Genomic DNA, 11,722 nt, shown 5'->3' on the forward strand with positions numbered 1-11,722 from the left:
ATACGCCGATGCAACCTGCCATATACGATCTAACGACGTTACATTACCAGGTTTTGCCAATATTAAACTGGAACTGTTCCGACTTGTCCCCATCGTACTTTTTAACCGGCTGGGCATAGGAGAACACCAATGGCCCAAGCGGAGACATCCATTGCAGGGCGATCCCGCTGGAAATGCGGAAGTTGCCCGCTTTGCTGTAATCAGGAACACCCGCATCAATGGTCGCCTGCGTGTTTTCCCAGTTGCTATCCCATACCGTACCGCCGTCGACAAAGAACGACGTCCGCACCGAGCTGGTGTATTTCTCGCTGATAAACGGCGTCGGCACAATCAGCTCCGCGCTCAACACCGCCATGGCGTTACCGCCCACCGCATCGTCCAGATTGTCTTTATCGATCGGACAATCGGCATAAGATGTTTGACTGTTGCATTTATAATACGCCGCCTTCGGCCCGATGGTATTGGACTGGAAGCCGCGCACGGTGCTCGAACCGCCGGCATAGAAGTTATCGTAGAACGGCACTTCCTTACCGCCCAAACCATCGGCGTAACCGGCGCGGGCGCGGACCATGCCGACCCAGAGGCCACTGTCGCTTAACGGATAATAGGTCGCCGAATCAAACGTCAGTTTATAGTATTCGTTGTCCGAACCGGGAATCGTCACTTTGGCGTTGGCCGACGCGCGCGTCCCCTTGGTCGGGAAATAGCCGCGGTCCAGATTATTGTACGACCAGCCGGTGTTCAGGAAGAAATCGTTCGCTTTGAAATCGGCGCTGGATTTATTCCCTTCACCCACCACTTCCGGTTTAACATCGACGGAATTCAGATAGCGCCACATCGCCACCTGCGGTTTCATATCCGACAGGTCGTTGTGAACGTAATCCAGCCCCAGACGCAGCGAGTTGTTCTCGTTGATCGGGAAGCCTAATGTACTGCCGATGCCGTAACTGGCGTTAGTGTAGTCGGACAAATCGGCGTCGTAGGCTTCAAACTTGTTATAGAAAATACGACCGCCGAGGCTGACGCCGTCAACCGTAAAGTACGGATCGGTCAGGGACAGCTCGACATAGCTCTGGTAGTCGTTTTTCGTCCCGTTGATACCGACGGAATTCCCGGTACCCAGCCAGTTATCCTGCTGAACGCCGGCCTGGAAACTCACGCCGCTTTCCGTGCCGAAGCCCACGCCGAAGTTGAATGTACCGGTGTTGCGTTCTTTGACCTTATACGTCACATCAACCTGGTCGGCGGTGCCGGGAACGCGTTGCGTTTCGACATCGACGCTTTCGAAGTAGCCCAGCCGGTTCAGACGCTCTTTACCCTGCTCGACCAAATCGTTACCCAACCAGCCGCCTTCCATCTGGCGCATTTCACGCCGCAGAACGGAGTCCTTGGACGTGTCGTTGCCCTCGAAGCGGATACGGCGCACGGAAAAACGGTTACCGGCGTCGACATTGATATCCAGCTTGACCGTTTTATCGGCATCATTGATTTCAGGCTGGGTGACCACGCGCGGATAGGCATAGCCATAGCGGCCTAATAGCTTTTTGATGTCCTCTTCCATGCGGGTAACTTTGGTGCCGTTATACAGCTCGCCCGGTTCGATTTTCGTCAGACCTTCGATTTCCGCGGAGTGACCGGCCAGATTCCCTTTAACCGCAACGCCGGAAAGCTTGTATTGATCGCCTTCGGTCAGATTAATGGTGATGTAGATGCCTTTTTTATCGGGCGTCAGACTCACCTGCGTGGAATCGATGCTGAAGCGCGCATAACCGCGATCCAGATAAAAACTGCGCAGCGTTTCCAGGTCGCCAGAAAGTTTCTGTTTCTGGTATTTACGATCGCCGACCACGTTCCACCACGGCACTTCATCGCGCAGTTGGAAATGGGAAATAAGCTCATCGGTGCCGAACGCCTTATTGCCGACGATGTTGATCTGCTGAATCTTGGCGGAAACCCCTTCGGTAAACACCAGCTTCAAATCAACACGGTTACGCGGCAACGGCGTAACCACGGCTTTGACCGACGCGCTGTATTTGCCGACGCTGTAATAGAAATCTTCCAGTCCTTTTTCGATACTGGAAAGCGCCGTGCGATCCAGCGCTTCGCCGACTCGCACGCCGCTCGCATCCAGGTTCTGTTTCAGCATGTCGTCTTTTACCGACTTATTGCCGGAAAACGTCAGGCTGGCGATTGTCGGACGTTCCTTGACCTGCACAATCAGCGTTTCGCCGTCGCGCAGGACACGAACATCTTCAAAATTTCCGGTCGCGAACAAAGCACGGATGGTATTACCGATATCATCATCGCTGACGGTATCGCCAACGCGCACTGGCATACTGAGTAGTGCCGCTCCGACGGCAACCCGTTGCAGGCCCTCGAAATGAATGTCCTTCACTACGAACCCGTCTGCACCGTATACGGTGGCGCTGCTAAACAGCAGCGACGCTATGAGCAACTTTTTCATCGCCATCGTTGTTATGCGTTTTTCCTAACCTAATCCCACGCCTAAAGGCGGGAGAAATCATTGAAAAGTGCGAGTCCCATTAACAACATCAGCAACACCGCGCCAATGCGATAACTAAAGTCCTGCACACGCTCAGAAACCGGCCTGCCCTTCAGTTTTTCAACCGCCAGAAAGAGCAGGTGTCCACCATCCAATACCGGCAGCGGAAACAGATTGATGACCCCCAGATTGACGCTGATTAAGGCCAAAAACATGAGGTAATAAATCAATCCATAGTCTGCCGACATTCCTGCTCCCTGGGCAATCGAAATCGGACCGCTCAAGTTGTTCAGCTTGACGTCGCCCGTTACCAGTTTCCCCAACATACTGACGGTCAGCTTCATCAGTTGCCAGGTTTTATCCGTCGCCTGATAGATCGCGCTAAACGGCCCATACTGGCGTACCGTTCGATACTCCTCCGGAAGCGGCGTTACGCTCGGCATAACGCCGGCGAACCCCTCTGTCCTGCCGTTGCCGGCTGACTTGCTATCCGGCGTCAACGTCAGCGGCAATGTCGCTCCGCTTCGTTCTACATCCAACGCAATACTTTGACCGGGATTATCGCGCACGGCAATAACGAAAGATCGCCAGTCCGTTAAAACCTGACCATCGACTTTAACGATCCTATCCCCTGCCTGTAAACCCGCTTTTTCCGCCGCCGACCCTGGTTGAACCTGAGTTAATACCGACTCAATCTGCGGCCCTTTGGGAATAATCCCCAATGAGGCGGCGGGGTCTTGCTTATCCGGCTCAAATTGCCAGTTGCGCAGATCCAGCGTTTTCAACACGACCTGGTTCGAGCCTAAAGGCGCGGCGCCAATCACGACATCGCTGTCGCCGATTTTACCGATCAACGCCAAACGCGCCGTATCCCAGTCAGGCGTTTCGATACCGTCAACCGACTTTAGTTCAATTCCAGCGGACATTTCAGCCTGCGAAGCGATGGAGTTGGGTAATATTTCGCCAACCACCGGACGCACGCCGGGAACCCCGATAATAAACACCAGCCAATACGCCGCAATGGCAAAAATGAAATTGGCGATAGGCCCTGCGCTGACGATGGCGGCACGTTGCCACACCGTTTTATGATTGAAGGCCTGATGACGAAATTCCGGCGATACGGTATCAACACGCTCATCAAGCATTTTGACATAACCACCCAACGGAATCAGCGCGATAACGTATTCGGTGCCGAGACGATCGCGACGGCGCCATAAAGCGCGGCCGAACCCGACGGAGAAACGCTCAACCTTGACGCCGCAGCGACGAGCAACCCAGAAGTGACCAAACTCATGCACGGTGATCAACACACCCAGCGCAATGATAAATGCAGCCAAACTCCAGAGGAAATTCATCATAAATATTCTCTAATGTCTCATCCTAAACGGCTTTAAACATCAACAGCATCAGGCAGGAAAATACCGGTACGGCCGCCGTCAGGCTGTCGATACGGTCAAGCACGCCGCCATGTCCCGGAATCAAATGGCTACTGTCTTTTATGCCCGCCTCGCGCTTGAACATGCTTTCCGTCAAATCGCCCAATACCGAAGCCAGCGCCGCAACAATAGAACAGATTAATAGCGTCGTCGGAGAAATGGTCAAAGGCGCATAGCGACTGAACAGTAAGGAAATCACCGCGGAGGTGACCAACCCGCCGATCAACCCTTCCCAGGTTTTACCCGGCGACACCTTCGGCGCCAATTTACGCTTGCCGAACAGTCGGCCAAACATATAGGCGCCGCTGTCCGCCCCCCATACCAGCAACATGACATACAGCAGCCACCACGCGCCGCTGTCGGGATTGACATCATAGTTATAGTGGCGAAGCGCGACCATGCCCCAGAAAAAGGGAATAATCGTCACCACGCCGAACACCAGCCGCAGGATCCGTGAATGACGCCATAGCGATGCGGAAGCAGGATAAAACAGAACCAAAAACAGAGCGACGCCCCACCAGACCAGCGAGGTCCAGAGTGTTCCGCTGATTTGCGGGACATGTATCGAATAATGGTACGCCGGCAGCGTCAGCAACATCAGCGCCAGCAGAAAGCCACATAGGATCGCCAGCCAGAGCCGCTGCCCGTATGAGGCGAATCCGGAAAGTTGTCCCCATTCCCAAGCCGCCAGCATGCAGACAGCCAGCGTCACCAGGGTAAAGCCCAGCGGGGGCAACAAAAATAGCGCTGCGACAACAATCGGAATTAAAATCAAAGCAGTAATCAGGCGATACTTCAGCAAAAGTTCCCCCTAGGATGCATCCGCATCGATAGGTGTTGTTCTCCCGAAGCGACGCTCGCGTTGTGCAAATGCATTCAGCGCACCTTCAAAAACTTGTTCATCAAAATCAGGCCAAAGGACATCGGTAAAGTAAAGCTCGGCATAGGCGATTTGCCATAGCAGGAAGTTACTTATGCGATGTTCTCCGCCGGTTCGGATCACTAAATCAACCGGAGCCAGGTCATTCAGGCAAACATATTGGCATAATGAATCTTCATTGATACTGTCGGGACGCAGCGTTCCCTCCTGTACCTGCTCTGCAAGCCGCCGCACTCCCTGAATGATATCCCAACGCCCGCCATAATTCGCAGCAATATTCAGCGTCAGGCCCGGATTATTTTTTGTCAATTCTTCAGAGCGGCGGATACGCTCCTGTAAACGCAGGCTAAAACGGCTGATATCGCCGATGATGCGTAAGCGAACTTTATGCTTATGCAGGCTTTTTACTTCGCTATCCAAAGCGCGGACAAAAAGCTCCATCAAGGCGGTCACTTCCTGCGCGGGACGATTCCAGTTTTCACTGCTGAATGCATAAAGCGTTAACGCCTCAAGTCCATGGCTGGCGGCAAAACTCACCGCCCGGCGTACGGATTTAACGCCAGCCTGATGGCCAAAAATCCGCAGTTTTCCCCGGCTTTTAGCCCAGCGGCCGTTTCCATCCATGATGATGGCGACATGCCGAGGCCCGGCGAATGACAGATTATCAGCACTTTTTTGATTATCGGACGGCATAACGAGTACTTATATCCTCAAGCAAGAAATACAACAGACCTTCCGTAACATCAGACCCTGTCAGCGCAAAAAAGCCGTGAACGATCACGGCTTAACTTCACCGCTGGCGCCAAAGACTCGCTTAGCCAGCTGTCGAGTGGCGCAGACTATACCACCTCAACCACGCGTGAACAAATTGTGCTATGTGAATAACCATACCTAACGCTCATACTGGGTGAGTATCTGCGCCGCGGCTTGTCTGGCCCAGCGGTCGATGCACAGAACCTCATCAACGCTGGCTGGCTCTGATAATGTGAGTTGCTCAACCACTTGCTGATTCACAGCCGCAATGTCTGTGAAACGAATGCGCAACTGTAAAAAAGCGGCGACCGCAATCTCATTGGCCGCGTTTAAAGCCGTCGTCGCCGCTTGACCGTGATTACAGGCATCGATGGCCAATTGCAAACAAGGGTAACGCGCATAGTCCGGCGCTGAAAACGTCAACGCGCCCAACTGACAGAAATCCAGGGCTTTCACACCCGACCGCACGCGACTGGGATAGGCCATGGCATGAGCAATCGGCGTACGCATATCCGGCGATCCCAACTGGGCCAGCACGCTGCCGTCAACATAGCGCACCATGGAATGAATCATCGACTGCGGATGGATGATCACTTCCATCTGTTCGGCGGAAGCATTAAACAGCCAGCGCGCCTCGATGTATTCCAGTCCTTTATTCATCATGGTGGCGGAATCCACCGATATCTTACGCCCCATCGACCAGTTCGGATGAGCGCAAGCCTGATCGGGCGTCATCGCGGCCAGCGCGCCGACCGGCGTTTCACGGAACGGGCCGCCTGAGCCGGTCAGAATAATACGCTCAACGCCATACTGCTCCAAAGAAGAGTAGCCTAACTGCCGTTGAATTTGCTCAGGTAAACTCTGAAAAATCGCATTATGTTCGCTATCGATGGGCAACAGTTGCGCGCTGCTCCGCGCGACGGCATCCATAAACAGACGTCCACAGGTGACCAGGGATTCTTTATTCGCCAGCAATACCTGTTTGCCCGCGCGAATGGCGGCCAGCGTCGGCATCAAACCCGCCGCGCCGACGATGGCCGCCATTACCTGATCGACATCATCCAGCGCGGCCAGTTCGCATGCCGCCTGCTCGCCGGATAACACTTCGGTTCGACAGCCGTGTTGTGATAGCTGTTGACGTAATAATCTGGCGGATGCTTCATCCGCCATGGATGCGTAAGCAGGACGAAAAGTTAAGCATTGTTCCAGCATCCGTTCGACATTTCTTCCCGCCGATAATGCTTTTACGGCAAATTTATCCGGGTTTTGATTAATGACCGCCAGCGAGCTGACGCCAATAGAACCCGTCGAGCCAAGTATTGTCAGTTGCTTCATTAAAATGCTCTGAATAACTGGATTTGATCACAGGAAGGCGTACTAGTCTGAGACGATTGCCATGAAGTGTCTATGCTATTTATCGCAAAAACTCATCGCAAATTGATTCACCGCCCAGGGAGGCTGGCCTGCATCAAAAAAACAAAGCGCCGCCAGTTGGATGATACGATACGCATCATCACTTTCCTGCGGCGCTTATAATAAGCGGATTGATTAAAACTCCATCAGTTCGCTTTCTTTTTCCGCCAGCGCGGCGTCTACTTTTTTGATGTAGAGATCGGTCAGTTTCTGCACGTCGTCCTGCGCGCGACGCTCTTCATCTTCGCTGATCGCTTTATCTTTCAATTGCGCTTTCAGCTTATCGTTGGCGTCACGACGCACGTTGCGCACGGATACGCGCCCTTGCTCCGCTTCACCGCGCACGATCTTGATCAGATCCTTACGACGTTCTTCCGTCAGCGGGGGCAGCGGAACGCGGATAACCGAGCTGGCGGAAGAAGGATTCAGGCCAAGATCGGAAGACATGATGGCTTTTTCCACCGCCTGGCTGAGCGAACGGTCAAATACCGTAATCGCCAGCGTGCGGGAATCTTCCACCACGATGTTGGCTAACTGACGCAGCGGGGTCGCGCTGCCGTAATATTCGACCTGAATACCGTCAAGAATGCTGGGCGATGCGCGGCCAGTACGAATTTTGCTGATTTGGTTTTTGAAAACCTCTACGCATTTTTCCATGCGCGTTTCAGCATCTTTTCTGATTTCATTAATCACGTTGTGAACCCTTGAAAACTGGTTGCCTGACAGGCCATGCATCAATGGCATGACCCGGTGAATAATTTATACCAGCAAAAGCTGGCGGTATATGGCAATACTGCTGGTTACCAGAAGCGAATATTACCCTATTTTTAGGGTTATCCGTTATTACTGATCAACGTCCCTTCCTTCTCCCCCATCACCACGCGACGCAGCGCGCCGGGCTTGTTCATATTGAACACGCGGATAGGCAGGTTGTGATCGCGCGCCAGCGTGAAAGCGGCTAAATCCATCACTTTCAACTCACGCTCCAGCACATCCTGGTAACTCAGGGTTTCATGCAAAATTGCGGAGGGATCCTGTACCGGATCGGCAGAATAAACGCCATCCACTTTCGTCGCTTTCAGAACGACGTCGGCTTCAATTTCAATACCCCGCAGGCAGGCTGCCGAATCGGTAGTAAAGAAAGGATTACCGGTACCCGCGGAAAAAATCACCACGCGGTTATTGCGCAATAAGCTGATGGCTTCAGCCCAACTGTAATTATCGCACACCCCGTTCAGCGGGATAGCGGACATCAGGCGCGCGTTCACATAAGCACGATGCAGCGCATCACGCATCGCCAGACCATTCATGACCGTCGCCAGCATCCCCATATGGTCGCCCACCACGCGGTTCATGCCCGCCTTAGCCAGGCCGGCGCCGCGGAACAGGTTGCCGCCGCCGATGACCACACCGACCTGAATGCCCAACTCAACCAGTTCTTTCACTTCCTGAGCCATGCGATCCAGAATGCTCGCATCGATACCAAAACCTTCGGTTCCCTGCAAAGCTTCGCCGCTGAGCTTAAGCAGGATTCGTTGATATACGGGTTTTGCATTGGTTGCCATGGTGTTTTGTCCTACAGGCTGTCATCGTATTGGGAGTTGTTACTGTCACACTTAGCGCGATTTACCAGAATGTAAACCACAAATAAATGCACTGAACTTATTTTGGCTGGATAAAAAGGAACCGCCAACAGGCGGCCCCTTTTTTTATTATTAAGATTGCTTGCTCATTGCTGCGACTTCAGCAGCAAAGTCGACTTCAGCTTTCTCAATACCTTCACCCACTTCAAAGCGGACGAAGCTGGTGACGTCGGCTTTATGCTCTTTCAGCAGATCGCCAACGGTTTTGCTCGGATCCATCACGAAATGCTGGCCGGACAAAGAGATTTCGCCGGTGAATTTACGCATACGGCCTTCAACCATTTTTTCTGCGATCTCACGCGGTTTGCCGGATTGCATGGCGATATCCAACTGAATCTGGTGTTCGCGGGCAACAACGTCGGCCGGCACATCTTCAGCTTTAACGTATTCCGGTTTGCTGGCGGCGATATGCATGGCGATATGCTTGATCAGCTCTTCATCCGCGCCCGTTGCGGCAACCAGAACGCCGATGCGCGCGCCGTGCAGGTATGAACCCAGCGCGTCGCCTTCCAGAATCGCGATACGACGGATATTGATGTTTTCACCAATTTTCGCTACCAGCGCGGTACGTTGTTCTTCGAATTTTGCTTTCAGCGCTTCGACATCAGCGATGCGATCGTTCAGCGCGGCAGTGGCGACTTCTTCGCCGAACGCCTTGAAGCCGGCATCTTTGGCGACGAAGTCGGTTTCGCAGTTCAGTTCAACGATGACGCCGTATTTTCCGTCTGCGGAAATCTGGGTCAGAATGATGCCTTCAGCAGCCACGCGGCCTGCTTTCTTGGCGGCTTTCGCCTGGCCAGATTTACGCATGTTGTCGATAGCCAGCTCGATGTCGCCATTCGCTTCAACCAGCGCTTTCTTACATTCCATCATGCCTGCGCCAGTACGCTCACGCAGTTCTTTTACCAGGGCAGCGGTAATTTCAGCCATTATCTTTTCCTCGGTTATCTCGTGGGGGAGATAAGTAAAAAAGGGGCCTTAGCAGGCCCCCTAACCAACATATGTCAATACCTGGTTAATAAGGGCTCGGAGGAGCCAGCCTTATTATTCAGCTTCAACTAAGCCTTCTTCCGCTTGCTCAGCCAGATCTTGCGAACGGCCTTCACGAACGGCGGCGGCAACAGCGTTCAGGTACAGGTTAACTGCACGGATCGCGTCATCGTTACCAGGGATGATGAAGTCAACGCCATCAGGATCGGAGTTGGTATCAACGATAGAGAATACCGGGATACCCAGGTTGTTGGCTTCTTTAATTGCGATGTGTTCGTGATCGGCATCAACAACGAACAACGCATCCGGCAAACCGCCCATATCCTTGATACCGCCCAGGCTGTTTTCCAGCTTGTCCAGTTCACGGGTGCGCATCAGCGCTTCTTTCTTGGTCAGTTTGTCGAAAGTACCGTCCTGAGACTGAGTTTCCAGATCTTTCAAACGTTTGATGGACTGACGAACGGTTTTCCAGTTAGTCAGCATACCGCCCAACCAGCGATGGTTCACGAAGAACTGATCGCAGCTGCTGGCAGCGTCTTTTACCGCTTCGCTTGCAGCGCGTTTAGTACCAACGAACAGAATTTTGCCCTTGCGAGAAGCGATTTTGCTCAGCTCGGCCAGTGCGTCGTTGAACATCGGTACGGTTTTCTCAAGGTTGATGATATGCACTTTATTACGCGCGCCGAAGATGAACGGCTTCATTTTCGGGTTCCAGTAACGGGTCTGGTGACCAAAGTGTGCGCCAGCCTTGAGCATATCGCGCATGGAAACAGTTGCCATGATTACCTCTATTAATTAAGTATGGGGTTATGCCTCCACGTGTCCCATTGCGCCGACCCCGCAGGTTGAAAACCCTTGGAGCACCCCGGCGAATGTGCCGACACGTGTGTGTTATATACACAAAGTGAGTTTAGTTGATTCAGCAGGACGGTATTAAAGAAAGAGATTAAACCCAGCCAGCCGAATCACCGGCGCGCTTTATACCATAATTCCCGCCGGGACACCAACTTTTGTTGTCTCGCCCGCCCGCCGCCAAATGATAATGTGGCAAGCCAATGGCTGGGCTGATAACATACGTGATTACTTACCGAACAACCTTAATTCGTCGTTTAATACGACACCTGCGGACAATATTTAATGGCTATATCAATCAAAACCCCTGAAGACATCGAAAAAATGCGCGTCGCCGGACGCCTGGCCGCCGAAGTATTGGAAATTATCGAACCCTATGTCGTACCCGGCGTCAGTACCGGTGAACTGGACAGAATCTGCCACGATCACATCACCAATAAACAACATGCGATTTCCGCCAGCCTGGGGTATCACGGTTTCCCGAAGTCGGTATGCATTTCCGTCAATGAAGTGGTCTGCCACGGCATTCCCAGCGAAGAGAAACGGCTGAAAGACGGCGATATCGTCAACATCGACGTCACCGTCATTAAAGATGGTTTTCATGGCGACACCTCGAAAATGTTCATCGCCGGCAAACCCACCATCCTCGGCGAACGCCTGTGCCGCATTACGCAGGAAAGCCTGTATCTGGCGATAAAGATGGTGAAACCCGGCATCCGTCTGCGTTCCCTGGGCAAAGAGATCCAGAAATTCGTTGAAGCGCAGGACTTTTCCGTGGTGCGCGAATACTGCGGTCACGGCATCGGCGAAGGCTTCCATGAAGAACCGCAGGTGTTGCACTACGATGCGGACGACGGCGGCGTGGTTTTGCAGCCGGGCATGGCGTTCACCATCGAACCGATGGTGAACGCCGGCGACTATCGTATCCGCACCATGAAAGACGGTTGGACGGTAAAAACCAAAGATCGCAGCTTGTCGGCGCAATACGAGCACACATTGGTGGTCACCGAGAACGGCTGCGAGATAATGACATTGCGGAAAGACGACACCATTCCCAATATCATTACGCACCAGGCATAATATCGCGCCAGTTTAGCTGGTTGGCGCTATCTCGTCGTCCCTGCGGCAGTAGGCGGGGATCGGCTTTCACTGACGACCCGGCGTTGCTTGAGATTCCTCCTCGTGGAAGCGGGGAGCAGCGGGAATGACGGCGGGCGCGGCGCGATAACGAACCTGTCAGTTCGGGCGTTGT

10 protein-coding genes are annotated in these 11,722 nt (G+C 53.1%); 1 reads left to right on the forward strand and 9 read right to left on the reverse strand.

Translation table 11 applies throughout. The features are described from left to right. Positions 1-43: 43 nt before the first annotated feature. From bamA to rpsB, 9 genes are all read right to left on the reverse strand, one after another. Positions 44-2,470 (reverse strand): outer membrane protein assembly factor BamA, encoded by a 2,427-nt coding sequence (bamA, locus tag ABRZ26_RS07535; RefSeq protein ID WP_319603630.1) that lies wholly within the window; start codon positions 2,468-2,470, stop codon positions 44-46. A 35-nt stretch (positions 2,471-2,505) separates the two neighbouring features. After that, positions 2,506-3,861, reverse strand: a complete 1,356-nt coding sequence (rseP, locus tag ABRZ26_RS07540; RefSeq protein WP_319603631.1) for a sigma E protease regulator RseP — start codon at positions 3,859-3,861, stop codon at positions 2,506-2,508. A gap of 22 nt (positions 3,862-3,883) precedes the next feature. After that, positions 3,884-4,741: a phosphatidate cytidylyltransferase gene (cdsA, locus tag ABRZ26_RS07545; RefSeq protein ID WP_319603632.1), complete on the reverse strand. Its 858-nt coding sequence runs from the start codon at positions 4,739-4,741 to the stop codon at positions 3,884-3,886. Between the two features lie 9 nt (positions 4,742-4,750). After that, positions 4,751-5,512, reverse strand: a complete 762-nt coding sequence (gene ispU, locus ABRZ26_RS07550; protein WP_319603633.1) for a (2E,6E)-farnesyl-diphosphate-specific ditrans,polycis-undecaprenyl-diphosphate synthase — start codon at positions 5,510-5,512, stop codon at positions 4,751-4,753. 198 nt (positions 5,513-5,710) lie between these two features. Continuing rightward, positions 5,711-6,907, reverse strand: a complete 1,197-nt coding sequence (gene ispC / locus ABRZ26_RS07555) for a 1-deoxy-D-xylulose-5-phosphate reductoisomerase (protein WP_319603634.1) — start codon at positions 6,905-6,907, stop codon at positions 5,711-5,713. Positions 6,908-7,120: 213 nt separating this feature from the next. After that, positions 7,121-7,678: a ribosome recycling factor gene (frr, locus tag ABRZ26_RS07560; protein ID WP_319603635.1), complete on the reverse strand. Its 558-nt coding sequence runs from the start codon at positions 7,676-7,678 to the stop codon at positions 7,121-7,123. 140 nt (positions 7,679-7,818) lie between these two features. Continuing rightward, on the reverse strand, positions 7,819-8,550 hold the full coding sequence (gene pyrH, locus ABRZ26_RS07565; protein ID WP_208228081.1) for a UMP kinase: 732 nt from the start codon (positions 8,548-8,550) through the stop codon (positions 7,819-7,821). Between the two features lie 150 nt (positions 8,551-8,700). Next, complete coding sequence (tsf, locus tag ABRZ26_RS07570) at positions 8,701-9,558, reverse strand: translation elongation factor Ts (protein WP_319603636.1); 858 nt, start codon at positions 9,556-9,558, stop codon at positions 8,701-8,703. 114 nt (positions 9,559-9,672) lie between these two features. Further along, positions 9,673-10,398 carry a 30S ribosomal protein S2 gene (gene rpsB, locus ABRZ26_RS07575; RefSeq protein ID WP_319603637.1) on the reverse strand — a complete coding sequence of 242 codons (726 nt, stop codon included), beginning with the start codon at positions 10,396-10,398 and terminating at the stop codon, positions 9,673-9,675. Positions 10,399-10,755: 357 nt separating this feature from the next. Between rpsB and map the strand changes: the two genes are divergently transcribed. Next, positions 10,756-11,550, forward strand: a complete 795-nt coding sequence (gene map, locus ABRZ26_RS07580; RefSeq protein WP_319603638.1) for a type I methionyl aminopeptidase — start codon at positions 10,756-10,758, stop codon at positions 11,548-11,550. The last annotated feature ends 172 nt before the right edge of the window (positions 11,551-11,722 follow it).

Source organism: Brenneria sp. L4-2C (assembly GCF_040240335.1).
In the GTDB taxonomy this organism is placed as follows: Bacteria; Pseudomonadota; Gammaproteobacteria; order Enterobacterales; family Enterobacteriaceae; genus Brenneria.

Excerpts from the sequence above, each read along its gene's own strand:
- bamA (WP_319603630.1), bottom strand. The coding sequence starts at position 2,470 with ATGGCGATGAAAAAGTTGCTCATAGCGTCGCTGCTGTTTAGCAGCGCC.
- rseP (WP_319603631.1), bottom strand. The coding sequence starts at position 3,861 with ATGATGAATTTCCTCTGGAGTTTGGCTGCATTTATCATTGCGCTGGGT.
- ispU (WP_319603633.1), bottom strand. The coding sequence starts at position 5,512 with ATGCCGTCCGATAATCAAAAAAGTGCTGATAATCTGTCATTCGCCGGG.
- ispC (WP_319603634.1), bottom strand. The coding sequence starts at position 6,907 with ATGAAGCAACTGACAATACTTGGCTCGACGGGTTCTATTGGCGTCAGC.
- pyrH (WP_208228081.1), bottom strand. The coding sequence starts at position 8,550 with ATGGCAACCAATGCAAAACCCGTATATCAACGAATCCTGCTTAAGCTC.
- tsf (WP_319603636.1), bottom strand. The coding sequence starts at position 9,558 with ATGGCTGAAATTACCGCTGCCCTGGTAAAAGAACTGCGTGAGCGTACT.
- rpsB (WP_319603637.1), bottom strand. The coding sequence starts at position 10,398 with ATGGCAACTGTTTCCATGCGCGATATGCTCAAGGCTGGCGCACACTTT.
- map (WP_319603638.1), top strand. The coding sequence starts at position 10,756 with ATGGCTATATCAATCAAAACCCCTGAAGACATCGAAAAAATGCGCGTC.